A 24,339-nucleotide genomic window follows, 5' to 3' on the forward strand; every position below is an offset into this window, starting at 1 on the left:
TCAGTGGGCTGTCTTCGCGCTAGAACACCTGTTTGAACGGTTTGACCGTTACGTCACCATAAACGCCAGCTGCGACGTAGGGATCTTGTTCAGCCCAGGCTTGTGCGTCCGCCAGCGAGGCGAACTCCGCAATAACGGTGGAGCCGCTGAAACCGGCGCTGCCCGGATCGTTACTGTCGATGGCGGGGTTGGGGCCGGCAACCACCAAACGGCCCGCATCACGCAGTGCCTGCAGGCGCGCCAGGTGCGCGGGGCGTACCGACAGGCGGTTTTCCAATGAGTTGGGGACGTCTTGCGCGTAGATCAGATAAAGCATGTTTCACCTTTAAAATCATTGCTATAGAACGGTAAATTTAAAGTAGCGCAAAAGACGAAACAAGGGAATGCCCGCCCGCTGGAATTTAGCCATGGCTGGCGCTTATGCCTTGAAGCCGCTAGTGTTTATTCGTATAGTGCGGCCGCGCGATTCATCGGACAAGGTTTGTGAGGTAGAGAAATGACGGAACTGGTTAGAGAGAAACTCAACTTGCCTGAGGGCAAAAGCAAGCTGCTGCTCCACTCCTGCTGTGCTCCCTGTTCCGGTGAGGTGATGGAAGCCATTCAGGCCTCCGGCATCGAGTACGCCATTTTCTTCTATAACCCGAACATCCATCCGCAAAAGGAATACCTGCTGCGTAAAGACGAGAACATCCGTTTTGCCGAGCAGCATGGCGTACCCATTATTGACGCCGATTACGATACCGATAACTGGTTTGCTCGCGCCAAAGGGATGGAGCATGAACCCGAGCGCGGCATCCGTTGCACGATGTGCTTCGACATGCGTTTCGAACGTACCGCGCTGTATGCGCACGAAAATGGCTACGATACCATTTCCAGTTCGCTGGGCATCTCCCGCTGGAAGAATATGCAGCAAATCACCGACTGCGGCGTGCGTGCGGCAGAAAAATACCCGGATCTTGAGTACTGGGATTACAACTGGCGTAAAAAAGGCGGTGCCTCGCGGATGATCGACATCAGCAAGCGCGAGCGCTTCTATCAACAGGAGTACTGCGGTTGCGTTTATTCACTTCGTGACACCAACCTGCACCGCAAAGCACAGGGCCGGCCGTTGATCAAACTGGGCGTGCTGTATTACGGCGATGAAGAATAACACCACATTGATAACGAATAACCCGCTACGGCGGGTTTTTTGCTTCTTGGCGGCGGTAAATCAGGTTAATGAAGCGTGTAAAAGCCTCGGTGAAAAGGCAAATGAAAGGTTAATATCCCCATGAGTTTGCAGGTTTTAGCGATGAATAACGACGATTAGAGCGATAGTTTGCCATTCGTTATTGAATATGATTGCTATTTGCATTTAAACTTGGCGAACCAGAGGAAACAGAATCATTATGCCGCTAAAAAAGATGTTCCTTAATCGCCGTTTGTCCGTGCCGATTGTCCTGTCCGTTGGCTTACATAGCGCCCTGGTGGCGGGTCTGCTCTATGCTTCTGTCAAAGAAGTGATGGAGTTGCCGAAACCTGAAGATGCGCCAATCAGCGTCATGATGGTCAATACCGCCGCGATGGCGGAGCCGCCACCTCCTGCGCCGGCCGAGCCGGAGCCAGAACCGCAGGTGGAGCCTGAACCCGAGCCGGAACCAGAACCGATCCCGGAGCCGCCGCCGAAGGCAATACTGAAACCTGAGCCGGTAAAACCCAAACCGAAGCCAAAACCTAAGCCGAAGGTTGAAAAAACGGTCAAGCGTGAACCGCAGAAAACTGAGCCGCGTGAGCCTTCGCCGTTTGAAAATAACCAGCCGGCCAAGCCTATCGACAAAGCGCCAGTTAAGCAGGCACCGTCAGCCCCGGTGGCGGGTAATTCGCGTGATGTGGCACCGAGGGCGCTCAGCCGTGTCGATCCGATTTATCCGCCGCGTGCCAGAGCATTGCAGATTGAAGGCAATGTACGGGTACAGTTCGATATCGACAGCGACGGCCGTGTGAGCAACGTGCGTATTCTGTCTGCGGAACCGCGCAATATGTTCGAGCGTGAAGTGAAGCAGGCAATGCGTAAGTGGCGTTATGAAGCCAAAGAAGCGAAAGATCGTACCGTGAATATTCGCTTTAAAATTAACGGCACCACGGAAATGAACTGACCGACAGGTTAGGGTTAATTAAAGACAAGGGTCGCTTCGGCGGCCCTTTTTGCTGCCTGAAATTCGCTATGCGTTGCCTTAATCCTGCAATACGTCTTATTGAAGCTAAATGGTGTAACGATAAACCTTTATAAGTCCTGCTATAGAAAACCTGCCTCACTGCGCCTGACAGTGAAACACGCATCTCAACCTGATTTATTGAACAAAAGCCGATCGCTCTCTCACTTCACGCAACATTAACGCTCATTTAACTTAATTGTGAACCCGATCACTTCAACTTTTCGGCACATAAAACAAAATGAAATGGTGTAACGTTAAACCTTTTCGGGGAAAACCATGAGTTCTTACCAAGCCAGCTTACTGTCTGTCTCATTTATGACCTATATGGTGATGGCGGGTCTCCTCACTCAGATAGGCATTGTTATTAAACCGATGTCAGTTTATCTGGGTATGGGCATCACGGACGCCGCGGCGATGTTTTCTTACCTGACCGGCGGCACGCTTTTGGGAACGTTCATCTCGATGGCGGTGTATTCTCGATTTGAGATCCGTCACATTCTGCGCGTCACCTATGCCATTTTCCTGGTTGTTCTGGCCGCATTGGTGTTTCTGGATGTCAGAAATCCGTTTGTTGTTTCGTTCTATCTTTTTGTTTTGGGCACCTGTTGCGGCACCGGTTTGTCGGGCGGCGCAGTGCTTATCTCCAAAGTTTTCAACGAAAACAAACGTGCTTCTGCCTTTATCGCCACTGATTGTGCCTTTAGCGCTTCCGGTTTTATCTTTCCCTCGATGGCGACAATGATCATTGCGGCCAATATGCAATGGACTACCGCCTACGGACTGGCGGGCGTGATTGCCGCGCTGGTGTTTATCAGCACCTTTATATTGAAATATCCGAAAGGGGATTTGGCCGAAGCCGATAAAGCAAACACCCCAGGCGCCAGGTTTAACTGGAAAGAGGTGATGACCCCCAGAGTGGTTTTAATGGGGTTTGCGCTCGGTGTTTACCTGTTTGCTCAGAGTACTTTCCTGACCTGGTCGCCCAGTTACTTGCAGCAGGCGTTTGGTTTGTCAGCGGCGGAGTCCGGGGCGGCCGTAGGCAACTATTGGGGGCCATCCGTGTTTGGATTGATCACCGCGGCCGTCTTGGTTAACAGGATCCCGCCGCGAAAAATGCTGGTGGCAGTCTCTATCATCGCCATTGTGCTGACCTTTTACTTAAGCATGACCCCCAGTCCGAAAGTTTTCCTGAGCCTCACACTCGGCTTCGGTTTTCTGACCTCGTGCGTCTATAAATTAGGCATTTCCGTTGGCTCTCAACAGGTGAAAAATTCTCCGGCCGTGCTGGTTACCTTTTTACTGACGTGCGGAACCGTGGGCAGCACGATTTCTCCGGCTTTGTCTGCCGCCATCGTTGATCGGTTCGGGGTGGCCAGCGCGATGGTCATGACGGTCCTGGGCTTTACCGCCGTCTGTATCGCCATTGTTGCCTGTCTGATACTCGAGAAGATTGAAAACACCAAATCCACAAAGGAAATATATTCATGAAGAGAAAAGTCATTTTTGATACGGATCCCGGCATTGACGACAGCATGGCGATGCTGCTGGCACATGCCAGTTCCGAGATAGAGCTGATGGGGATTACCACCGTTTTTGGCAATGCGACTATCGAGAATGCCACCAGAAATGCGCTGTATATCAATCAGCGGTTTGGTCTGACAGCAGATGTTGCGATGGGTGCAGATACCCCGCTGGTCGTCGCGGCGGGTGAGCCAACCACTTTTGTCCATGGGTTAAATGGACTGGGGGATATAGATATTCCTGCGGGGGAGTATCCCGGCATCGATAAGCGAGCGGCTCATGACTACATTATCGATAGCGTAAAAGCCCATCCGGACGAGATTACCTTAATCGCCGTCGGCAGGTTAACCAATCTGGCTTTGGCGGTTGAAAAGGATCCCAGCATTGCCAGCCTGGTCAAAGAGGTGATTGTGATGGGCGGAGCATTTGGCCATAACGGCCATACGGGCAATGTGACTCCCTTCGCGGAAGCCAATATCATCGGCGACCCGCATGCGGCCGACAGGGTCATGACCACTGACTGGCCGGTGACTGTCGTTGGGCTGGACGTTACTCAGCAAACGGTAATGACCGGCGAATATATTGATCGACTACGTCTGGATTCAGCCCGATACGGTGAGTTCATTTATCGCATAACGCGCTTTTATGCGGACTTTCATCAACGGGAAGTGGGTATGGAAGGGTTTTATGTGCACGACTCTTCGGCCATTGCCTATGCGATTGCCCCTGAGCTGTTCGACGTCAAAGTCGGCGCTATACGGGTGATTACTGAAGGGCCGGCCATCGGGCATACCCTGCTTAAAGAGGGGGGGAAACGTTACCCGATTGATGAGTGGAGCGGGAAACCGAAGCAACGTGTTTGCGTTCAGGTTGATCACCAGGGGGTGCTTGACCTCTATATGGCGACCATGGTGGAGAAGGCGACGGTTTAGTTTCTGAACGTCATTTTCCGAAATCGACGGGTTCACTGACCGATCCCCGGACGACCAGACTAGGTGTTATTGATATTATGGCTTTACTCCCTGGATGAGACATTTTCATGGTCAGGCCTTCCAGGGCTTGGTAAGCAATGTCGTCCAAAGGAATTCTAACCGTGGAGAGTGACGGGAAAGACAATTTGGACATTTCTATATCATCGTAACCCATGACTGAAAGCTCCCTGGGGATCTTCAAGCCCAGTTCATTCGCCGCATTCTGTACGCCAATGGCCATTAAATCGTTATGACAGATAATGGCCGTTGGTAACGCTGCGGAGGAGAAAAGTTGATACATGGCGTCAACGCCGCTCTGATAGGTGTAGTTTCCTTCGATATAGTCGACGGAGTCTTCAGGCAGGTTAAATTCCCCCAGTGCTTTTTTCAGACCCGCGATACGGTTTGTTGTGGTCTTTAACGCTTTGGGCCCGGTCACACAGGCAATTTTTTTGTGCCCTTTGGACAGCAAGAACCGTCCTGCTATATAGCCGCCAGTCTCATTATGTAAATTGAACTCTGTACCCCCGCACAAACTCATCACATCACCGATATCGAAAGCGATAGCCACCACCGGCACCGCATGGATCTGTTTGATTACGGTATCAATTTTGTCGCGCTTCAACGATATGAGGATGATGCCGTCCACGCGGCCCGACATTAAATTAATGTAGGTATGCAAATCCTCTTTATCGGCATGGCGGAAGCAGGAGATAACGGTAAAGTCCTGCTTGAAGCATTCATTTTCCAGCTTGAAAAACAGCTCGGAGAAAAAGGGGTTTTGGTCGACGATAGAAATGATGCCAATGCTTTTTAAACTGGCAGAGTTTTTCTTGAGTGAGGCGGCCAAGGCATTGTGTCGGTAGCCGGTAGCCTGAATGGCTTCCAGAATGCTCTGCCGGGTATCATCTTTTAGCTTTTTTTTATTATTAATAAAGTTAGATACGGTTGTTACAGAGACACCGGCATGGCGTGCAACGTCTTTAAGGGTAGCCATTCTCTACTTATAACCTCAGTTTTATGCCACAAGATGAATTGATAGGCGGAGCACTGACCAAGATAGCGATAGGCCGACTCTGGCGTCCCACGTCGTGAGGGTACCCGGTTGATTATACACAAGCAAAATCAAGATACAGGCCTTTAACCGCCAAAAGGCGTTATTGAAACGCGTTGATTAACCTGCAGCAATAAAAAAGCCCGATGGGGTGCATCGGGCTAATTGAAAACGAATTTTGTCGCTACGGCTTATTCATCGAAACCTACACGGAAATTCATTTTTCCGTCGGGCAGGGCCCGTGAGTTGCCCTCATCGTCCACCGCGACATAGGTAAATACTGCCTCGGTTGCGCGATAACGCTGGCCTATCGGGGCGGAGGACACTTTCTTGACCCACACTTCGATATTGATGGTGATAGAACTGCGCCCGGTACGGATACAGTGCGCATAGCAACATACCACATCACCCACGGCGACAGGTTTCAGGAAGGTCATACCATCGACGCGTACTGTTACTACGCGTCCCTCGGCAATTTCTTTTGCCTGAATAGCGCCGCCGATGTCCATCTGCGACATCAGCCAGCCGCCAAAAATATCACCGTTGGCGTTGGTATCAGCCGGCATCGCCAGCGTGCGCAGCACCATTTCGCCACTGGGTAAAGGTCGTTGTTGAGTCATAGCTGTCTGCTTATCAAAGAAGGGATTTCACTATACTGCCCGTAGCAAGGACTACGGGCATTAACAATTTTGTAACTATTTTTTCTGTTCTTCCGGCATGTGCCGATAAATATAAATACCGCTTAGCAGGGTAAATACCAGCGTCAGCGCGGTCAGGCCGAACACCTTAAAATTGACCCAAACGCTTTGAGGCAGCCAGAAAGCGACGTAGATGTTCGCCAGGCCGCAGACCAGGAAGAAAACCGCCCAGGCCAGATTGAGGTTGTTCCAGACTTTATCCGGCAGCGTCAGCTCTTTCCCCAGCATGCGCTGCACCAACGGCTTCTTGAGCACCAGTTGGCTGATCAGCAGCGCCAGCGCGAACAGCGTGTAGATGATGGTCACTTTCCATTTGATAAACAAATCGTTATGGAACACCAACGTCAGGGTGCCGAACACCAGCACCATCAGGAAGGTGATCAGCGTCATCTTCTCGATTTTGCGGTACTTGAACCAGGTGAACACCAGTGCCAGGGCGGTGGCGACAATCAGCGCGCCAGAGGCCACGTAAATATCGTAGAGCTTATAAAAGGCGAAAAAGACAATTAGCGGGAGGAAATCAAGAAACTGCTTCATAAATCAATCCATCATCTGTTCATCGGCCGACTATACCGGATTTGGCGGGTTCTGTGTACCGCTGGGAAGCGCTGATTATCGGCGTTTGGCCAACGGATTTCCGCCATGAAAGCAGGAATTTGCATAAACTTACGATTGAAGTCGCGAGTTCGCAGCGTGTGGATTGCCAGCGCGGCATTGGCATCGCATGATACGCCCAATAATAGCCGGATAATTTATAACGGAAAACAGGTTATGCAGTGGAAATCTCTCCAGGCGCTAACGCCCGGTTTGACGCATTTATTAGGGTATCAACGCAGTTGGCTTAAACCGGACATTCGTGCCGGCCTTTCCGTTGCCGCCGTTGCCTTGCCGGTGGCAATTGCCTATGCCGAATTGGCCGGGGTTAGTCCGGTGGTGGGGCTTTATTCCTGTATTTTGCCGATGGTTGCCTATGCCTTCTTCGGTTCCTCACGCCAGCTCATTGTCGGGCCGGATGCTGCAACCTGTGCGGTCATTGCCGCGGTGGTGACGCCGCTGGCGGCGGGCAACATGGAACGCCACTGGCAGCTTACCATCATGATGACGGCGATGATGGGCGCCTGGTGTCTGTTAGCCAGCCGTTTCAAGCTGGGCGCGCTTGCTGACTTGCTCTCCAGACCGATACTCAGCGGGCTGCTCAACGGGGTGGCTATTACCATCATGGTCGATCAGATTGGCAAGGTACTGGGTTTCGGCATGCATCCGGCGCAGTTGATCGAGCGAATCTACGCTTTACCGGGCAATCTGATGCACAGCGATGTATTGACCATGGCGGTTTCGCTGCTGACCCTGGTTACGCTGATCGGGTTCAAAAAATGGCGGCCTAACTGGCCAGCTCCGCTGTTTGCCATCGTTTTGGCGGCCTTTGTTACCTGGGCCGGTGGGCTGCAGCAGCACGGCGTAGTGACGGTTGGCGGTTTTAGCGACGTATTGCCGATCGTGCAGTGGCCGGATTTTCAGCCAGGCTTGCTGCGCGATATGGTGATCCCGGCGCTTAACCTGGCGGTCGTGAGCTTCGTCAGCATGATGCTGACCGCCCGCAGCTTTGCGGCCAAGAACGGCTATGAGGTTAATGCGGACGCGGAGTTTCGCGCACTGGGGCTGGTGAACATCGTCTCGGCGTTATCGCAGGGTTTCGCCATCAGCGGGGCGGATTCGCGCACGGCTGTCAATGACGCCAACGGTGGCAAGAGCCAACTGGTGTCGATCATTGCGGCAGGGGTGATTGCCTTCGTGTTGCTGTTTCTGATGGCTCCATTGCAGTTTATTCCGGTGGCAGGTCTGGGGGTGGTACTGATGTATGCCGCCTGGTCGCTGTTGGATATTCGCGGTATCTGGATCATGCGGCGCCGCAATGCGCAGGCCTTCAGGTTGGCGATGTTTACCTTCCTTTGTGTACTGCTGGTGGGGGTAATCAGCGGTATTGGCCTGGCGGTATTACTGGGGTTGATGCAGTTCTTGCGCACGATATTCCGCCCGACGGAGCAGCTGTTGGGCGTCAATGACGAAGGCATGATCCACTCGATGGGCAACAATAACGGCATTAAGCCGGTGCCTGGGGTGATGATGTATCGCTTCAACTCGCCGTTGACCTATTTCAACGTGGCGTATTTCAAACGACGGATCCTGAACCTGGTGGATAGCACGCCGTTTCAACCGCGCTGGGTGGTGGTGGACGCCGTGACCAGCTTTACCCATGCCGATATCAGCGTCCTGGCGGCAATTGATGAGTTGAAACGTGATTTGTTACAGCGTAACGTTAAATTGGTGTTGGCAGGGCGACGCACCGAATTGACGCGCTGGTTCCGCATCAACCGGGTAGGACGCGATCGGGAATTAATACTGGTACCGGATTTGTACCTGGCACTGAAGCTGATTCAAAGCAAGGAGCAGGCGGAACCAGCCGCGGCCTCATAAGCAAAAAGGCACGCAGAAGCGTGCCTTTTTTGCATCCTGTCGCAAGATCAGCTGCGCAGCAGCATATACAGGCGGAACAGGTAAATCAGCAACAGGGCGGAAACCAGGTTGCTCAGAGCCGTCAGAACCACGCTGGCGACGTTCGGGGTCAGCACCGACAGGTGGCTCACCATAAACAGCACCAGCAGCTTGGCTGCCAGCCACAGCATCATTGCCGGAACAATCACGCGCGCATTGGCGAAAGCCAGTTTGCAGCTCAGTTTGATCGACGCGAACACGCCTTTCTTGTCGGCGGTGGTGATTACCGGGGCCAGCGAGAAGGCGATCGCCATAATCACACCCGGCACGACAAACAGCGTCAGCCCCAGTTGGATCAGCAGCGTGCAAATAAACAGCAGCAGCAGCAAGCGCGGCAGTTCCGGCGCGGAAGCCCCGATAGCGCGCAGGGCGCTCAGGCGTTGCCCCTGAGAAACCAGGCGAACCAGCGTCAACATCCCGCCTACCAGCAGCACGTTACCCACTAACGCAGAGAAAGTGGCGGCGGCTGAGACCTTCAATAACACCATCTGCTGTTCAGGCGTCATTTGTTGAATGATTTCCTGGATCCCCATACCGGCGGACGCAGCAAAGTCACCTTCCGTTTCGCTCAGAATCTTCAACTGCTCGATGTCAGGGCTGAAAACCTGATTGAGCATCACAGAGATGAACGCAGTCAACAGCGCCAGTATCAGAATACTGGCCAGTTGGTTACGGAAAAAATTAAAACTGTCACGGTACAACGTGTTGGCCGTGATAGGCATGCAGACTCCTTGGCATCGAGAAACAGAGATAAATCAAAATCAGTGGGCGATTGTACCCTGTTCCACGTCGCTGTGGCACCCCGCGAATTGCACTACGGCTATTTCTTCGTCGATCTTGGCGATCGGTAAAGAAAGTGGCAACGGAACCGGCAATGGCGGCAGGCCATAACGTTCGCGAGCGCGGTCGCACGCTTCGTTACGCAGGCCATTCTCTCCCGACTGATCGAACTCACGGCAGGGGCTGGGGCGATTAAGATAAATAGAACAGGAAACCGCTTTGCCGATTTCGCCGTCGAGTGCGGTGCAGCGTGGGGACTTGCTGTTGGTCCCCTGCATACAGCGCAGGAAGGGGGTTAACGGCTCTGTTAGGGATAAAGGAACCACGCCGCCGCCATCTTCCGCTTCGGCCCAATAGAATGACACTCGAAAATAGCCGCAGCATGCGCCGCAACTGACACAGGGATTTTGAATTTCGCTCATCTTGATTGCCCGCCGACTCCTTACGACACCAACCAAAACCAACACGGAAGATGAAATTACGCAGCGGCGTTTTTTTTAGCAACTGATATTTGAACATGTAAATAATTTGCAACAAAAAGCGTTTTTTGATTCAGATCAATTCTCGATTTATTAGTCTCTTAGGTAACCTTGTTTTTAGTAGGAATTAAAATTTTTACACATAAGATGTGATCTCGATGGGATCATAAATACCCGTAAGTAGGTATATTCCCCTTGGATGATAACCACACAAATGGAATGGATAATGAAAAAGACAACTCTGGTGGTATTGGCGGCGATGATGGCCCCTATGTTGGCAAGTGCGCATCAGGCAGGCGATTTTCTTTTCCGTGCAGGTTCTGCGACCGTACGACCAAATGCCGGATCGGATGATGTACTTGGGCAGGGCTCATTCAGCGCCAATAATAACACCCAGCTTGGCCTGACCTTCGGCTATATGGTTACGGACAATATTGGTGTCGAACTGCTGGCCGCAACGCCGTTTCGCCACAAGGTGGGCTTGAACGGTTCCGCCGTGAACGGTGATATCGCTACGGTGCACGACTTGCCGCCGAGCCTGATGGCGCAGTATTACTTTGGCGACAAGCAGGACAAACTGCGTCCGTATCTGGGCGTGGGCGTGAACTACACCACCTTCTTCGATGAAAAATTCAACGACAACGGCAAAGATGCCGGGTTGAGCAACCTGAGTTTGAAAGACTCCTGGGGTGTGGCCGCGCAGGCGGGCCTGGATTACAACCTGGATGAGCACTGGATGCTGAACATGTCAGTCTGGTGGATGAACATCGAAACCAAAACACGCTTTGACGATGCGGCCGGTAATCATCACAGCATAGATACGCGTTTGGATCCGTGGGTATTTATGTTCGGGGCAGGTTATCGTTTCTGATAGCGGTGGAACAGGGAGGCGCATACAGCGCCTCCGTTTTATTTTTACTTGATCTGCATGACGTTCTCGACGGATTTCACACCCGCTACGCCACGAGTTACCTGCACCGCACGGTTGGCATCGGCGCTCGAAGTGACAAAGCCACTCAATTGCACACGACCTTTAAAGGTCTCGACGCTGATTTCGGTAGATTTGATGGTTTTATCCGCCAGCAGCGCTGACTTCACCTTGGTCGTCACTACCGTGTCATCAATATAACCGCCAGTCCCTTCAGATTTCGCTGTTGGCGCGCAGGCACTCACTGCGAATGCCACAACGGCAGCCATGCATAAGACTGAAAGGGTTTTAAATAGCTTCATAAATTACTCTCCATGCAATGTTATTGTTGAAACTACATTCGGGTTTTCACCTGAAGACGTAGTGCACCCCTAAAAATAAAGAAATGCCCGACGCGCAACGCTAAGTGTGAGACAAGAATTGGGTTTGTTCAAACTTTAGATGTAAAAAAAATCGCACAACTTTGAGGGTAAACAAGATGTTATCGGCAGGCGCAATCTTCTGCACCCGCCGTTGAAGCCTTATGCCCGGGTAGCCGCTTTCATTTCACGCGTAAAACTCGCCAGTTTCGTCAGCATTTCTGTCGGATTAGCTTGATTCTGCTCGATAATTTTAACGATAGCCGAACCGGATATCGCCCCGGCAGCACCGGCCTGCAGCGCATCGCGTACCTGCGCCGGTTCGGAAATGCCAAACCCTTGCAGCGGCGGTGCCGCATGATATTCGCGCAATTTATTCACCAGGTGATGAAGTGGCAATTCAGCGCGACTTTCGGTGCCGGTGACGCCCGCACGAGACAACAGGTAGGTGTAGCCACGGCCGTGTGAGGATATTTCACGCAGTAAATCGTCGTCTGCATTGGGTGGGCAGATAAAGATAGGTGCAATGCCATGGCGCGTTGCTGCAGCACGGAATGGCGCGGACTCTTCATATGGCACGTCGGCAATCAGTACCGAATCAACGCCGACTTCGGCACAGCGTTGGTAAAACGCATCGATGCCTTTATGGAACACCAGGTTGGCGTACATCAGCAGACCGATAGGAATGCTCGGGTGTTTCTGGCGGATCGCCGCCAGCATTTCGAAGCACTGGGTTGGCGTCACGCCTGAGGCGAAGGCGCGCAGCGCAGCACTTTGAATCGTTGGGCCATCGGCCAGCGGATCGGAGAACGGAATGCCCAGTTCCAGCGCGTCGGCACCGGCTTCCACCAGGGTATCGACGATCTGCAACGAAAGCGCCGGGTTCGGATCGCCGAGGGTAACGAACGGGACGAACGCGCCTTCTTTCTTATCTGCCAGACGGTTGAACAGTTGTTGGTAACGTTCCATCAGATTTCTCCCCGAGCTTTCAGAATGTCGTGAACGGTAAATATGTCTTTGTCGCCGCGGCCGGACAGGTTAACCACCAGAATCTGTTCTTTTTGCGGCGTTTCACGGATCATTTTCAGTGCGTGCGCCAGAGCATGGGAAGACTCCAGCGCCGGGATAATCCCTTCGCTACGCGACAGCGCTTTGAAAGCGTCCAGCGCTTCGTCATCGGTAATAGACACGTATTCAGCCCGACCGATGCTGTTCAGATAGGCGTGTTGCGGCCCGACTGAAGGGAAGTCCAAGCCGGCGGAAATCGAGTAGGACTCTTCGATCTGGCCTTCGGAAGTCTGCATCATCGGCGCCTTCATGCCGAAATAGATGCCCACGTGACCGTGTTTGAGCGGTGCGCCGTGCTGGCCGGTTTCAATCCCTAAACCTGCAGGTTCAACGCCGATCAACCCAACGCTGGTATCGTCGATAAAGTCGGCAAACATACCGATGGCGTTCGAGCCACCGCCAACGCAGGCCAGTACGGCATCCGGCAGACGGCCTTCACGTTCCAGCATTTGTGCTTTGGTTTCTTCGCCGATCATGCGCTGGAATTCACGCACAATCGTCGGATACGGGTGCGGACCTGCAGCGGTACCCAGCATATAGTGGGCGGTTTTGTAGCTGCCGGACCAGTCGCGCAGCGCTTCGTTACAGGCATCTTTCAGCGTGGAGGAACCGCTGTGCACCGGGATCACTTCTGCTCCCATCAGGCGCATGCGGAAGACGTTGGGTGACTGGCGCTCGATATCTTTGGCGCCCATATAAATGCGGCACTTCAGGCCGAGCAGAGCACAGGCCAGTGCGGAGGCAACGCCGTGTTGACCGGCACCGGTCTCGGCGATGATTTCGGTTTTGCCCATGCGCTTGGCCAACAGCGCCTGACCCAATACCTGGTTAGTTTTGTGCGCGCCACCGTGCAGCAGATCTTCACGCTTCAGATATAGCTTGGTTTTGGTACCGGCAGTGAGGTTTTTGCACAGCGTCAAAGCCGTCGGGCGACCGGCGTAGTTTTTCAACAGGTCGATAAATTCAGCCTGGAATTCTGGATCGCGCTGGGCGCTGACAAAGGCTTCTTCCAGTTGTTTTAAGGCCGGCATCAGAATCTGCGGCACATATTGGCCACCAAATTCGCCGAAGTAGGGGTTAAGCAGCGTCATTTTAGTTCCCGTTATTATCCGTTAATCATAATTAGTAAGCGCGCAGGGTCTGGAACACCGCCGCCAGGCGGGCAGGATCCTTAATGCCGGGCTGGCTCTCTACGCCGGAGTTAAAGTCCAACCCGGCACAGCCGAGTTTGGCTGCGTCAACGCAGTTGTCTGCGCTCAGGCCACCGGCCAGCATCACGTTTTCCAGGTTTTCGCCGTGCAGTACCGACCAGTCGAAACGCTGCCCGGTGCCACCCGCGCCGTTATCCAGCAGATAACGGTCAACGTGCTGCAAATCGCGCTGCGGTAAATGGTCTTTTACGCTCAAGGCTTTCCAAATCTGGCACTCGGCAGGCAGTTCGGCGCGCAGGGCGCTGATATAGGCCTGATCTTCCGAACCGTGCAGTTGCACCGCTTTCAGCCCCAGGCGTTCGACGGTTTTAACCAGGGTCTCTACCTGCGCGTCGCAGAATACGCCGACATATTTCAGGGGGGCACCCGAGATAACTTCACGGGCGCGGTTGATATCAACATAGCGCGGTGAACGCCCGACGAAAATCAGTCCGCCATACACCGCACCTGCCTGATAGGCCGCGCTGGCATCCTGCGGACGGGTCAGCCCGCAGACTTTGTTGTCGCCCAGGATCACCCGGCGAACGGCGGCACGGAGATCGGTTTCCGACATTAATGCGCTGCCAATCAGGAAACCGTTGGCAAAGTGGCTCAGTTCGCGGATCTGACCGTAATTGTTGATGCCGGATTCGCTGATCACCGTCACCCCGTGTGGGACGCGAGGCGCCAACTGGCGAGTGCGATCCAGATCGATACTCAGGTCACGCAGATCGCGGTTATTGATACCGACCACGCGCGCTTCCAAAGCAATGGCCCGTTGCAGCTCTTCTTCGCTGATCACTTCGGTCAGCACGCCCATGTTCAGGCTGTGCGCAACCGCAGCCAATTGACGGTACTGATCGTCGTTCAGCACGGACAGCATCAGCAGAATGGCGTCGGCCTGATAGAAGCGCGCCAGATAGATCTGATACGGGTCGATAATAAAGTCTTTGCACAGCACCGGCTGTGTCACCGTCTTGCTGACCAGCGGCAGGAAGTCGAAGCTGCCCTGGAAGTATTTTTCATCGGTCAACACCGAGATCGCCGAGGCGAAATCTTTGTAGACCGAAGCAATTTCCACGGGATCGAAATTCTCGCGGATTAATCCTTTGGAAGGGGATGCCTTTTTACATTCAAGAATAAACGCCGTTCTGGCACCCTGCAGCGCGTGATAAAAGCCACGCTCGCTGGGGACGATTTCATTTTGAAAACTGGCCAGTGGCTGTTGTTGCTGTCGTGCTGCGACCCATTGCGCTTTATCACGAACAATCTTGTTGAGCACGGTTTCCTGCATCATTTATCCTCTTGCTGCCAGTGCGGTTACGCGCTCGTAAGCTTTCCCGCTGTGAATCATGTCCAGTGCCTGCTGCGCGTTTTGGCGCAGGTCTTCATGCCCGAATAACTTCAGCAGCAGCGCCACGTTAGCGGCCACCGCAGCGGCGTGCGCCGGGTCACCTTTACCTTGTAACAACCTTGCCAGAATGTCACGATTTTCTTCCGGCGAACCGCCCAGCAGGGCCTCCAGCGGGTAGCGTTGCAGCCCGAAGGATTCTGGCGTCAGCTGATAGCTTTCAATTTCGCCGTTGTTCAGCTCGGCCACGTGGGTCGCGGTGTGGATCGCCACTTCATCCATGCCACCGCCGTGCACAACAGCGGCTCGTTGGTAACCCAGCACGCGCAGGGTTTCGGCAATCGGCAGCACCAATTCCGGGCTATAAACGCCGATCAGCGCCAGCGGCGGACGCGCCGGGTTGATCAATGGGCCAAGTACGTTGAATACCGTACGGGTTTTCAACTGCTGACGTACCGGCATCGCATGGCGGAAACCGGTGTGATACTGCGGCGCAAACAGGAAGCATACGCCCAGGTCATCCAGCGCTTGGCGCGCCTGTTCCGCTGGCAGATCCAGACGAATGCCGAACGCCGCCAGCAGATCGGATGATCCTGACCGGCTGGAAACGCTGCGGTTACCGTGTTTTGCCACTTTGGCGCCGCACGCGGCCGCCACAAAGGCGCTGGCGGTGGAAATATTAATGCTGTTGGTGCCGTCACCGCCGGTGCCGACGATATCGGCAAACGGGTAGTCCGGGCGCGGGAACGGCAGGGCATCGGCCAGCAGCGCTTTAGCCGCGCCGGCGATCTCTTCCGGACGTTCGCCGCGAATTTTCATGCTGATCAGCGCCGCGGCCAACTGGCTTGGCTCCAGCTCACCGCGAACAATGGCGCTAAACAACTGCTGGCTTTCCTGCTGATTCATCGACTCTGAGCGGTACAGTTTTTCAAGAATAGTTTGCATCGTCGTTTCCTCTCGTTATTTCGCCAGCGCCCAGGCCAGAGTTTGCTCAAGCAAACGCGCGCCGTGAGTGGTCAGGATAGATTCCGGATGGAACTGGAAACCGCATACGCGATGCTTGTCATGACGAACTGCCATCACCATGTCGCCGAAGTGGGCGTTAACGGTGAGTTCGGCCGGGATATTGCTGCCGACCAGGGAATGATAACGGGCTACCGGCAGTGGGTTCACCATACCGGCAAACATCCCTTCGCCATCGTGGCTGATGGCCGACGCCTTGCCATGCAGGATTTCCCCGGCCTGGCCGACGTGCCCGCCATAGGCTTCGACGATTGCCTGATGGCCGAGACAGATGCCGATAATGGGTAACTGGCCGCGCAGGCGCTGCAACAGCTCCGGCATGCAGCCGGCTTCGGCCGGTGTACCCGGGCCAGGAGACAGCATCAGCACCGGCTGGGTCAGTTGCTGAAGGCGCTCGATAATCACCTCGGCAGAAATTTGGTTGCGATAAATCACCACCTGGTGGCCGCTGGCGCGCAGCTGATCGACCAGGTTGTAGGTAAAGGAATCAACGTTATCGAGCAGTAAGATATCGGCCATCAGAACACCTCCTTGGCCTGGTGCGCACTGGCAATGGCGCGCAGCACGGCACGTGCCTTATTACGGGTTTCATCGGCTTCCGCCTGTGGTACAGAATCCAGCACTACGCCGGCACCGGCTTGCACGGTGGCAATGCCGTCTTCAACATACGCGGAACGGATGACAATACAGGTATCCAAATCACCGGTGGCGGTGAAGTAACCCACTGCGCCGCCGTAGCTGCCACGACGGGTGCCTTCGGAAGCGGCGATCAGCTGCATGGCGCGCACTTTAGGTGCTCCGCTCAACGTGCCCATGTTCATACAGGCCTGATAGGCGTGCAGCACGTCAAGGTCGGCGCGCAAGGTGCCGATCACTCGGGAAACCAGGTGCATCACGAAAGAGTAGCGGTCCACTTTGGTCAGATCGGCTACGTAGCGGCTGCCGGCCTGGCAGATGCGCGCCAGATCGTTTCGCGCCAGATCGACCAGCATCAGGTGCTCAGCCAGCTCTTTATGGTCAGTACGCATTTCCAGCTCGATACGGCTGTCAAGATCCAGGTCCAATGAACCGTCGGCACGACGACCGCGTGGGCGGGTACCGGCAATCGGGTAGATTTCAATCTGGCGGTTGTTGGCGTCGTATTTCAAGGCACTTTCCGGCGACGCGCCGAACAGGGTGAACTCGTCATCCTGCATAAAGAACATATAGGGGCTTGGGTTGTTGTCTTTCAGCGTCTGATACGCGGCCAGCGGGGCCGGGCAGGGCAGCGAGAAACGACGCGACGGCACCACCTGGAAAATTTCACCCTGACGAATGGCTTGTTGCAGCTCGCTGACCACGGCACCGTATTCTTCATCGGTCTGGTTGCAGCTCAGCTGCATGTTTTCCAGCTTCTGGTGAGGGATGGGCTGCGGCGTCAGTTTCAATTGAACCTGCAGCTGTTCCAGGCGCAGTTGCAAGCGTTGCTCCTCGGTCGGGTCGGCCGTGAATACGCTGGCCTGCAGACGGGCGACGCCGCGTTGGTGATCCAGCACCAACAGGGTTTCCGCCAAATAGAAGCAGAAGTCCGGGCAGCGCTGATCCTGACGCAGTGCCGGCAGGTCTTCGAAGCCGGCGACCAAGTCGTAAGCAAACAGGCCACCAAGCATGACGGCTTCACGTTCGTCGGCGGGAGAATCCACCAATGTTAGCAGGGTGCGCAGCGCATCAAATACCGACAGCGACCGCAGGCGAGCGTCTTCATCCTGGATAGCGTCAATCGGCGGGAAAGTCAGTTCCCGGCCGTTAGGGCGCACCTGAATCTGTACTTCAGGCGGCAGCGCCTCATCCAGCAGCGGCAGCATTGCCGCACCGTTGGCGGTCAGCGCCTGCAGGGTGACGATACGACCCAGTGCGGTGATCCGCAGGGCACTGTCGATCACCAGCAGGCTTTGCAGGTTTTGCTTGCTGTTGATTTCAGCGGATTCCAACAGCAGGGTCGCCGGACGCGCGCCACACAACTGGTGGAAAATGGTGGTCGGATCGCCCCGGTAACTGGCCTCCGCCTTCAGTAATTTAAGCTGTGGTTTGATGTTCATCTTGAGTCTTCCAGTTAAAATTTGTCCATAAAAAAGCCCGCGTTACCAGCGGGCTTAGGGAATCTGCAGTGTCAGATGACAGGTATGCGTGATTACACCGCCCGCGAAAGGGAGGTACGCCACCAACGAAGAAGAGAAGTTTGCTTATTCATTTCTGTGCTCTCTTGTTTATCATCCAACCAGGGTATCGCCCTGAACTTGTGTACTAGTTAACTGGTTCGCGAGAATAAAGTCAACCCTCTTTTCACACAATGTTTTAGCCGCAAGCGTGAATAATTTTCATCGAGAGGAAGAGGCCGTCGGCCAGAATAGATTTCCGTCCTGCGGGCGAACGCGGGTATGATAGAAGGCCAAACCTTTGACGGATATTTCTTTTGACAGACAGCAGCCCCCAGCCTTCCGCCTTTACCCTGTACGATCTCCACAGCCATACCACCGCCTCTGACGGCTATTTGACGCCGGCGCAGTTGGTGCAGCGGGCCGTCGAGATGCGGGTAGGCGTATTGGCGATTACCGACCACGACACCACCGAAGGTTTAGCCGCCGCAGCCGCAACCATTGCCGAGCTGTCGTTACCGCTGCAGTTGGTGAACGGGGTGGAGATCTCCACGCTGTGGGAAAATCATGAGATTCATATCGTGGGTCTGGGAATTGAAACTGCACATCCGGCGATGGTGCAATTGTTGGCCGAGCAGACTGAGCGCCGCAACCTGCGCGCACAGGAAATTGGCGTCCGGCTGGCGAAAGCGCGTATTGACGGTGCATTTGAAGGCGCGCAAAAGTTGGCGGACGGTGGGGCGGTGACGCGTGGTCACTTCGCCCGTTATCTGGTGCAGATTGGCATCGCTGACAATATGGCTCAGGTGTTCAAGAAATACCTGGCCAAAGGCAAAACCGGCTACGTTCCGCCACAGTGGTGTACAATAAAACAAGCCATTGATGTGATTCATCAATCCGGCGGTCAGGCGGTGATAGCGCACCCGGGCCGTTACGACCTGACGGCCAAATGGCTGAAACGGTTGTTGGCGCACTTTGCCGAACAAGGGGGGGATGCCATGGAGGTTGCCCAGTGTCAGCAGGCACCGCATGAGCGTTCGCAACTGGCAAAGTATGCGCAGGAATATCAATTATTGGCGTCGCAGGGCTCTGATTTTCATCAGCCCTGCTCGTGGATCGAACTGGGCCGCAAACTGTGGTTACCCGGAGGGGTTGAACCCGTGTGGCGTGACTGGCCACAACCGCAGCAGGGCAAGGTCAGTTGATTTAACGTGGGCGATGCCGCCCGCGTGCATCATTTTTAGGAGCAAGTCATGAGTCAGCTTTTTTATATCCATCCAGATAACCCGCAACCGCGCCTGATCAACCAGGCGGTGGATGTGCTGCGTAAAGGTGGGGTGATCGTCTATCCTACCGATTCCGGCTACGCGTTGGGTTGCAAGCTGGAAGACAAGACGGCCATGGAACGCATCTGCCGTATCCGTCAATTGGACAGCAATCATAATTTTACCTTGGTGTGCCGCGATCTGTCCGAGCTGTCTACTTACGCTTATGTCGACAATACCGCGTTTCGACTGATCAAGAACAACACCCCCGGCAACTACACGTTCATTCTGAAAGCGACCAAAGAAGTCCCGCGTCGCCTGATGAACGACAAGCGTAAAACCATCGGTCTGCGCGTGCCGTCTAACCCGATTGCGTTGGCGCTGCTGGAAGTGCTGAATGAGCCGATGATGTCGACCACGTTGATGCTGCCAGGCAATGATTTTGCCGAATCCGATCCGGAAGAGATCAACGATCATCTGGGCAAGCAGGTGGATCTGGTGATCCACGGCGGCTTCCTGGGCCAGCAACCGACCACGGTGATTGATCTGACCGAGTCCGCGCCGGAAGTGGTGCGTGAAGGGGCAGGCGACGCAACGCCTTTCCGTTGATGCATAATTACGCTGCCGCTTTTGCTCATTTTCTGAAAAGTGGCTGTAACGGCGTCATTTGCCGGTAAAGCCGCTATTCTACAATATCAAAAACTGATAATAGGCAGGATGCGTAGCAATGATTAAGCGGATTTCTCTTTTGGTGGCCATATTGTTTTCCTCTGCGGCCAGCGCGGGGTTTTATTCCGGCAGCGCCTTGCTGTCGGAAACCAGCGGCTATGTGAAAAATAAGAACGGAGCGGCTACCGTCGCCGAAGCGCTCGATGGCGGGATGTTTATGGGCTATGTGGCCGGCGTATTCGATACCTTCTCAATGCAGGGCAATCGTAGCATTTGTCCGGATGCCGGGATGAGCGTGGGGATGGCGGCGGACGCGGTGATGCAGTATTTAAATGAACACCCGGAACAGCTTCACTATTCCGCGCCTTCGGTGATTATGCTGGCATTAACCGCCGCTTATCCCTGTGAACGGCATTAATCGCGTTTATTTAGTGCGTATTTTTTCATTCGGTGCGAAGCCCCTTATTTAGCATCTATTCCAATAGATGAAACTGACGAAGGCTGTCATTTTACTGCTAATGCACAAATCCCCTTATCGTGGGGGATATGACGTTTAGGAGACAAAATGACAGCGTTTCGCCATGGCACCCTTTCTCTCGATTATCATGATTCCGGTTCAGGCCCGCTGACGTTGGTCCTGCTGCCCGGTTGGTGTGAACCAAAAACCGTATTTGCCCCCTTTACCGCACTGGCGTCGCAAAAGTATCGGGTGATCAGCCTTGACTGGCGGGGGCACGCTCTGTCTGATCGCGATGCTGGACTCTTCCTTGGCGCACAGGATCTGCTGGCAGATCTCCAGCAATTGCTGCTTGAGTTGCAAGTGGAGCGGTTTGTGACGCTGTCGGTAGCGCACGCCAGTTGGATAGCGGTGGCGTTGGCCGAGAACATGCCGCAGCAGATGCAGGGAATGGTGTTTCTCGATTGGATCATGACCCAGCCTGAGCCTGCATTTTTCGATTCCGTTCAGCAAATGCAGCGGCCTGAACACTGGCTGGCGGCGCGGGATGATTTATTCACATTCTGGCAGGGCGGTATTGAACACCCACAGGTAAAACAGCATTTGACCGTTGAAATGGCGCAGGAGGATTATCGCGTTTGGCAGGCCGCCGGCGTGGCGATTGAGCAAGCCTACTGGCAATACGGTTCGCCACTAAACCGGCTGGGGGAATTAACCTCACCGCCTGCTTGCCGGCATATTTACTCACTGGATCGTGGCGAAGACTATTTGCGGCAACAGCAGAGCTTTGCTGCCAACCATCCATTTTTCTCGGTCGTGCGGCTGGAGAATGCCCGTACTCACCTTGGTATTCTTGAGCAGCCAGCGGCAGTGTATCGGGCGGTAGCCGATTTCCTCGATGATTAATCCCTTTTCCGAGTAGGTTATAAAGCGGGGGCAGACCCGCTTTTCAGCGAGTTCTCACGCAATCGATAGCTTTCGATAATCGACCAGACAACAAAGTGGGTTTCAACCCTATTGAAAGCCTGTATAATGCGCGGTTCGATCCAAGTAAACGTATTGTTACCGTTGTGGCGCCTGGCGCCGCGGTGGTCATCCCCCCGACGCCTGTGAAGGCGACACTAGAGGTTGCTCAATGAGCGAAAAGTTACAGAAAGTTTTAGCGCGCGCCGGTCATGGCTCGCGTCGTGAAATCGAAACCATTATTGAAGCCGGGCGCGTCAGCGTCGACGGTAAAATTGCCAAACTGGGTGATCGCGTTGAAGTAACCCCTTCAATGAAAATCCGTCTGGATGGTCACGTCGTTTCGGTTAAAGAATCTGAAGAAGCGGTTTGCCGCGTGCTGGCTTATTACAAGCCGGAAGGCGAATTGTGTACTCGCAGCGACCCAGAAGGTCGCCCGACGGTCTTCGATCGCTTGCCCAAGCTGCGTGGTTCGCGCTGGGTAGCGGTAGGGCGCTTGGACGTCAATACCTCAGGCCTGCTGTTGTTCACCACCGACGGTGAACTGGCTAACCGCCTGATGCACCCAAGTCGTGAAGTTGAGCGTGAATATGCCGTGCGCGTATTTGGCCAGATTGACGACGAAAAAGTGAAGCAACTGAGCAAAGGCGTTCAACTGGAAGATGGCCCGGCGGCTTTCCGCACCATCACTTTCCAGGGTGGCGAAGGCATAAACCAGTGGTACAACGTAACCCTGACCGAAGGGCGTAACCGCGAGGTTCGTCGTCTGTGGGAAGCCGTTGGCGTTCAGGTTAGCCGCCTGATCCGTGTGCGTTACGGCGATATCGACCTGCCAAAAGGCATTCCTCGTGGCGGTTGGACCGAACTGGAATTGCCGGCGATCAACTACCTGCGCGAACTGGTTGACCTCAAGCCTGAAACCGTCAGCAAGATGCCTGTTGAGCGCGAGCGTCGCCGTGTGAAGGCTAACCAGATCCGTCGTGCCGTTAAGCGTCACACCCAGGTGGCTGGAAGCGGTCGCCGCAGTGCTGCGGGCAGCAAGCCGGGCAAACCAAGCAAACGCAGCTGATTATCACGCCGTAGCCCATTCGGGCTGCGGCGTTTTTCTTTTCGTTACCAGTCAATCCCCTGTTGTGCCTTGATACCCGCGTCAAACGCGTGCTTCACCGGCCGCATCTCGGTCACCGTATCCGCCAGCTCCAACAAATCACGATGGCAGCCACGCCCGGTGATGATCACCGTCTGGTGCGCAGGACGTTGTCGTAGCGCTTCCAGTAGCTCATCCAGTTCAAGGTAGCCGTAGCTGACCATATAGGTCAGTTCGTCCAGCAGCACCAGATCCAGGCTGCTGTCTGCCAGCATACGTTTGCCGTGTTGCCATACGGCCTGACAGGCGGCGGTATCGCTGGCCTTATCCTGTGTTTCCCAGGTAAAGCCGGTCGCCATCACCTGAAACTCGACGCCGTGCTGTTGCAGCAGATTTTTCTCACCGTTCGGCCATTCACCCTTGATGAACTGAATGACGCCAGCTTTCATCCCGTGGCCAACGGCCCGGGTCACGGTGCCAAACGCCGCAGTGGTTTTACCTTTACCGTTGCCGGTGAATACCAGCAGCAGCCCCCGCGCTTCCTGAGCAGCAGCAATGCGCGCATCCACCTGCTCTTTAAGGCGTTGTTGACGTTGTTGGTGGCGATCTTCAGCCATGATAAAGCCCCTTTTATTCGGCCGCGCCGGGTTTACGGTTAGGTTGAGCGTCGAAACTCATACCGGTTTTACGGCGGCTGTCATCCCCCATCAAATAGAGGTAAAGCGGCATGATGTCAGCCGGGGTTTTCAGCTTGCTTTTGTCTTCGTCAGGAAACGCAGATGCGCGCATTTGGGTGCGAGTTCCGCCCGGATTGATGCAATTTACCCGCAGATTGCGATTTTTGTATTCATCGGCCAGCACCTGCATCATGCCTTCGGTGGCGAATTTTGACACGGCGTAGGCGCCCCAGTTGGCACGCCCGGTGCGGCCAACGCTGGAACTGGTAAACACCAGCGATCCGGCGGGGGATTTCAACAGCAGAGGCAGCAGCGCCTGGGTGAGCATAAAGGTCGCATTGACGTTCACTTGCATCACCTCGTTCCACATCGTCATTGACAGCTCGGCCATCGGGGCGATGTCACCCAGCAGGCCGGCATTGTGCAACACGCCGTCGAGACGCGGGACGCGGGTTGCCAGCTCATTCGCCACCTGTTGGCACTGCTCTTGCGTAGTATGCAGCAGGTCCAGCGTGATGGTGTAAGTGGGGGTGTCACTGAGTTTGGCGATTTCGGCCTGTACCGCCTTTAGTTTGCTTTCGGTACGGCCCAGCAACACCAATTGCGCGCCAAATTTGGCATAAGTGAGGGCGGCTTCGCGGCCGATGCCGTCACCGGCGCCGGTGACCAGAATAATACGTTGTTGCAACAGATCCTGCTTGGGTTGGTAATGCACAATAATTCCTCGCGCCTTGGTGGCTGGTCTCCCGCTTGCATCGGGGAGGGGGTGGATTGAGGGGCCATGACAGGAGCAAAGGCTCGACCGCATGCGGGCCCGCAGCGAATTTGGATCATCATCTTGATGAATAATCCGTGTTATATGCCTTAAATGGATCGTATTTTCAATGATTAGGCGGCAGAAACGGCATTCTTTTGT

General features: G+C 54.5%; 24 protein-coding genes, 1 pseudogene and 1 other annotated feature. Of the genes and pseudogenes, 11 read left to right on the plus strand and 14 right to left on the minus strand.

Annotated features, from left to right (window positions below):
• Window positions 1–19: 19 nt before the first annotated feature.
• Window positions 20–316, minus strand: coding sequence for a YciI family protein (locus NR114_RS04315; protein ID WP_020827169.1), 297 nt, complete (start codon window positions 314–316; stop codon window positions 20–22).
• 180 nt (window positions 317–496) lie between these two features.
• Between NR114_RS04315 and NR114_RS04320 the strand changes: the two genes are divergently transcribed.
• The 4 genes from NR114_RS04320 (at window position 497) to NR114_RS04335 (ending at window position 4,648) form a co-directional block, all read left to right on the plus strand.
• Window positions 497–1,150, plus strand: coding sequence for an epoxyqueuosine reductase QueH (locus NR114_RS04320; RefSeq protein ID WP_020827168.1), 654 nt, complete (start codon window positions 497–499; stop codon window positions 1,148–1,150).
• 238 nt (window positions 1,151–1,388) lie between these two features.
• The gene (gene tonB, locus NR114_RS04325) at window positions 1,389–2,135 is read left to right on the plus strand and encodes a TonB system transport protein TonB (protein ID WP_020827167.1); all 747 of its coding nucleotides are present in this window, start codon (window positions 1,389–1,391) and stop codon (window positions 2,133–2,135) included.
• A 336-nt stretch (window positions 2,136–2,471) separates the two neighbouring features.
• Entirely contained in the window at window positions 2,472–3,683 is a 1,212-nt protein-coding gene (tsgA, locus tag NR114_RS04330) for an MFS transporter TsgA (protein WP_256813638.1), read from the plus strand.
• The gene (locus NR114_RS04335; RefSeq protein ID WP_256813639.1) at window positions 3,680–4,648 is read left to right on the plus strand and encodes a nucleoside hydrolase; all 969 of its coding nucleotides are present in this window, start codon (window positions 3,680–3,682) and stop codon (window positions 4,646–4,648) included. The genes tsgA and NR114_RS04335 overlap by 4 nt, the downstream gene beginning before the upstream one ends.
• A 10-nt stretch (window positions 4,649–4,658) precedes the next feature.
• Here the strand turns inward: NR114_RS04335 and NR114_RS04340 are convergent, their stop codons facing one another.
• The 3 genes from NR114_RS04340 to NR114_RS04350 form a co-directional block, all read right to left on the minus strand.
• Complete coding sequence (locus NR114_RS04340) at window positions 4,659–5,684, minus strand: LacI family DNA-binding transcriptional regulator (RefSeq protein WP_046373386.1); 1,026 nt, start codon at window positions 5,682–5,684, stop codon at window positions 4,659–4,661.
• A gap of 248 nt (window positions 5,685–5,932) precedes the next feature.
• Window positions 5,933–6,361 (minus strand): acyl-CoA thioester hydrolase YciA, encoded by a 429-nt coding sequence (gene yciA, locus NR114_RS04345; protein ID WP_020827163.1) that lies wholly within the window; start codon window positions 6,359–6,361, stop codon window positions 5,933–5,935.
• A 75-nt stretch (window positions 6,362–6,436) separates the two neighbouring features.
• Window positions 6,437–6,976 (minus strand): septation protein A, encoded by a 540-nt coding sequence (locus NR114_RS04350; RefSeq protein WP_020827162.1) that lies wholly within the window; start codon window positions 6,974–6,976, stop codon window positions 6,437–6,439.
• Between the two features lie 234 nt (window positions 6,977–7,210).
• Here NR114_RS04350 and NR114_RS04355 point away from each other — a divergent pair, with 234 nt between their 5' ends.
• Complete coding sequence (locus NR114_RS04355) at window positions 7,211–8,914, plus strand: SulP family inorganic anion transporter (RefSeq protein WP_256813642.1); 1,704 nt, start codon at window positions 7,211–7,213, stop codon at window positions 8,912–8,914.
• Between the two features lie 47 nt (window positions 8,915–8,961).
• On the opposite strand, the gene NR114_RS04360 is transcribed toward NR114_RS04355, so the two are convergent.
• The gene (locus tag NR114_RS04360; protein ID WP_256813643.1) at window positions 8,962–9,714 is read right to left on the minus strand and encodes a YciC family protein; all 753 of its coding nucleotides are present in this window, start codon (window positions 9,712–9,714) and stop codon (window positions 8,962–8,964) included.
• A gap of 39 nt (window positions 9,715–9,753) precedes the next feature.
• A complete protein-coding gene (locus NR114_RS04365) occupies window positions 9,754–10,194 on the minus strand; it encodes a YkgJ family cysteine cluster protein (protein WP_020827159.1) in 441 nt (146 codons plus the stop codon).
• A gap of 283 nt (window positions 10,195–10,477) precedes the next feature.
• Here NR114_RS04365 and ompW point away from each other — a divergent pair, with 283 nt between their 5' ends.
• Entirely contained in the window at window positions 10,478–11,122 is a 645-nt protein-coding gene (ompW, locus tag NR114_RS04370) for an outer membrane protein OmpW (RefSeq protein ID WP_020827158.1), read from the plus strand.
• A gap of 44 nt (window positions 11,123–11,166) precedes the next feature.
• Here the strand turns inward: ompW and NR114_RS04375 are convergent, their stop codons facing one another.
• From NR114_RS04375 to NR114_RS04400, 6 genes and pseudogenes are all read right to left on the minus strand, one after another.
• A complete protein-coding gene (locus NR114_RS04375) occupies window positions 11,167–11,481 on the minus strand; it encodes a BON domain-containing protein (protein ID WP_020827157.1) in 315 nt (104 codons plus the stop codon).
• Window positions 11,482–11,700: 219 nt separating this feature from the next.
• Window positions 11,701–12,507, minus strand: a complete 807-nt coding sequence (gene trpA, locus NR114_RS04380) for a tryptophan synthase subunit alpha (RefSeq protein ID WP_020827156.1) — start codon at window positions 12,505–12,507, stop codon at window positions 11,701–11,703.
• On the minus strand, window positions 12,507–13,697 hold the full coding sequence (gene trpB / locus NR114_RS04385) for a tryptophan synthase subunit beta (RefSeq protein ID WP_020827155.1): 1,191 nt from the start codon (window positions 13,695–13,697) through the stop codon (window positions 12,507–12,509). Before trpB ends, trpA begins: the two co-directional genes overlap by 1 nt.
• Before the next feature lie 31 nt (window positions 13,698–13,728).
• Window positions 13,729–15,090: a bifunctional indole-3-glycerol-phosphate synthase TrpC/phosphoribosylanthranilate isomerase TrpF gene (gene trpCF / locus NR114_RS04390; RefSeq protein WP_172958990.1), complete on the minus strand. Its 1,362-nt coding sequence runs from the start codon at window positions 15,088–15,090 to the stop codon at window positions 13,729–13,731.
• A gap of 3 nt (window positions 15,091–15,093) precedes the next feature.
• Window positions 15,094–16,689: pseudogene (gene trpD / locus NR114_RS04395) on the minus strand (bifunctional anthranilate synthase glutamate amidotransferase component TrpG/anthranilate phosphoribosyltransferase TrpD).
• Window positions 16,689–18,248: an anthranilate synthase component 1 gene (locus NR114_RS04400; RefSeq protein ID WP_234529733.1), complete on the minus strand. Its 1,560-nt coding sequence runs from the start codon at window positions 18,246–18,248 to the stop codon at window positions 16,689–16,691. Before NR114_RS04400 ends, trpD begins: the two are co-directional and overlap by 1 nt.
• 27 nt (window positions 18,249–18,275) lie before the next feature.
• Window positions 18,276–18,379 (minus strand) — a sequence feature (Trp leader region).
• A gap of 243 nt (window positions 18,380–18,622) precedes the next feature.
• Between NR114_RS04400 and NR114_RS04405 the strand changes: the two genes are divergently transcribed.
• The 5 genes from NR114_RS04405 (at window position 18,623) to rluB (ending at window position 22,728) form a co-directional block, all read left to right on the plus strand.
• Window positions 18,623–19,510, plus strand: coding sequence for a PHP domain-containing protein (locus NR114_RS04405; protein ID WP_046373391.1), 888 nt, complete (start codon window positions 18,623–18,625; stop codon window positions 19,508–19,510).
• Between the two features lie 48 nt (window positions 19,511–19,558).
• Window positions 19,559–20,179, plus strand: a complete 621-nt coding sequence (locus NR114_RS04410; protein ID WP_256813644.1) for an L-threonylcarbamoyladenylate synthase — start codon at window positions 19,559–19,561, stop codon at window positions 20,177–20,179.
• A 118-nt stretch (window positions 20,180–20,297) separates the two neighbouring features.
• Window positions 20,298–20,657 carry a Rap1a/Tai family immunity protein gene (locus NR114_RS04415; protein ID WP_020827148.1) on the plus strand — a complete coding sequence of 120 codons (360 nt, stop codon included), beginning with the start codon at window positions 20,298–20,300 and terminating at the stop codon, window positions 20,655–20,657.
• A 147-nt stretch (window positions 20,658–20,804) separates the two neighbouring features.
• Complete coding sequence (locus NR114_RS04420; protein ID WP_256813645.1) at window positions 20,805–21,602, plus strand: alpha/beta fold hydrolase; 798 nt, start codon at window positions 20,805–20,807, stop codon at window positions 21,600–21,602.
• 229 nt (window positions 21,603–21,831) lie between these two features.
• Window positions 21,832–22,728 (plus strand): 23S rRNA pseudouridine(2605) synthase RluB, encoded by an 897-nt coding sequence (gene rluB / locus NR114_RS04425; protein WP_020827138.1) that lies wholly within the window; start codon window positions 21,832–21,834, stop codon window positions 22,726–22,728.
• A 44-nt stretch (window positions 22,729–22,772) separates the two neighbouring features.
• On the opposite strand, the gene cobO is transcribed toward rluB, so the two are convergent.
• Both cobO and NR114_RS04435 read right to left on the minus strand, forming a co-directional pair.
• Window positions 22,773–23,363: a cob(I)yrinic acid a,c-diamide adenosyltransferase gene (gene cobO, locus NR114_RS04430; protein ID WP_128864672.1), complete on the minus strand. Its 591-nt coding sequence runs from the start codon at window positions 23,361–23,363 to the stop codon at window positions 22,773–22,775.
• A 13-nt stretch (window positions 23,364–23,376) separates the two neighbouring features.
• Window positions 23,377–24,138, minus strand: coding sequence for a YciK family oxidoreductase (locus NR114_RS04435; RefSeq protein ID WP_256813646.1), 762 nt, complete (start codon window positions 24,136–24,138; stop codon window positions 23,377–23,379).
• Between the last annotated feature and the right edge of the window lie 201 nt (window positions 24,139–24,339).

It is taken from the genome of Serratia sp. Ser99 (assembly GCF_024519545.1).
GTDB classification, from domain to species: Bacteria; Pseudomonadota; Gammaproteobacteria; order Enterobacterales; family Enterobacteriaceae; genus Serratia; species Serratia liquefaciens.

Coding starts and splice junctions, on each gene's coding strand:
- NR114_RS04315 (WP_020827169.1), bottom strand. CDS start 316: ATGCTTTATCTGATCTACGCGCAAGACGTCCCCAACTCATTGGAAAAC.
- NR114_RS04320 (WP_020827168.1), top strand. CDS start 497: ATGACGGAACTGGTTAGAGAGAAACTCAACTTGCCTGAGGGCAAAAGC.
- tonB (WP_020827167.1), top strand. CDS start 1,389: ATGCCGCTAAAAAAGATGTTCCTTAATCGCCGTTTGTCCGTGCCGATT.
- tsgA (WP_256813638.1), top strand. CDS start 2,472: ATGAGTTCTTACCAAGCCAGCTTACTGTCTGTCTCATTTATGACCTAT.
- NR114_RS04335 (WP_256813639.1), top strand. CDS start 3,680: ATGAAGAGAAAAGTCATTTTTGATACGGATCCCGGCATTGACGACAGC.
- NR114_RS04340 (WP_046373386.1), bottom strand. CDS start 5,684: ATGGCTACCCTTAAAGACGTTGCACGCCATGCCGGTGTCTCTGTAACA.
- yciA (WP_020827163.1), bottom strand. CDS start 6,361: ATGACTCAACAACGACCTTTACCCAGTGGCGAAATGGTGCTGCGCACG.
- NR114_RS04350 (WP_020827162.1), bottom strand. CDS start 6,976: ATGAAGCAGTTTCTTGATTTCCTCCCGCTAATTGTCTTTTTCGCCTTT.
- NR114_RS04355 (WP_256813642.1), top strand. CDS start 7,211: ATGCAGTGGAAATCTCTCCAGGCGCTAACGCCCGGTTTGACGCATTTA.
- NR114_RS04360 (WP_256813643.1), bottom strand. CDS start 9,714: ATGCCTATCACGGCCAACACGTTGTACCGTGACAGTTTTAATTTTTTC.
- NR114_RS04365 (WP_020827159.1), bottom strand. CDS start 10,194: ATGAGCGAAATTCAAAATCCCTGTGTCAGTTGCGGCGCATGCTGCGGC.
- ompW (WP_020827158.1), top strand. CDS start 10,478: ATGAAAAAGACAACTCTGGTGGTATTGGCGGCGATGATGGCCCCTATG.
- NR114_RS04375 (WP_020827157.1), bottom strand. CDS start 11,481: ATGAAGCTATTTAAAACCCTTTCAGTCTTATGCATGGCTGCCGTTGTG.
- trpA (WP_020827156.1), bottom strand. CDS start 12,507: ATGGAACGTTACCAACAACTGTTCAACCGTCTGGCAGATAAGAAAGAA.
- trpB (WP_020827155.1), bottom strand. CDS start 13,697: ATGACGCTGCTTAACCCCTACTTCGGCGAATTTGGTGGCCAATATGTG.
- trpCF (WP_172958990.1), bottom strand. CDS start 15,090: ATGCAGGAAACCGTGCTCAACAAGATTGTTCGTGATAAAGCGCAATGG.
- NR114_RS04400 (WP_234529733.1), bottom strand. CDS start 18,248: ATGAACATCAAACCACAGCTTAAATTACTGAAGGCGGAGGCCAGTTAC.
- NR114_RS04410 (WP_256813644.1), top strand. CDS start 19,559: ATGAGTCAGCTTTTTTATATCCATCCAGATAACCCGCAACCGCGCCTG.
- NR114_RS04415 (WP_020827148.1), top strand. CDS start 20,298: ATGATTAAGCGGATTTCTCTTTTGGTGGCCATATTGTTTTCCTCTGCG.
- NR114_RS04420 (WP_256813645.1), top strand. CDS start 20,805: ATGACAGCGTTTCGCCATGGCACCCTTTCTCTCGATTATCATGATTCC.
- rluB (WP_020827138.1), top strand. CDS start 21,832: ATGAGCGAAAAGTTACAGAAAGTTTTAGCGCGCGCCGGTCATGGCTCG.
- cobO (WP_128864672.1), bottom strand. CDS start 23,363: ATGGCTGAAGATCGCCACCAACAACGTCAACAACGCCTTAAAGAGCAG.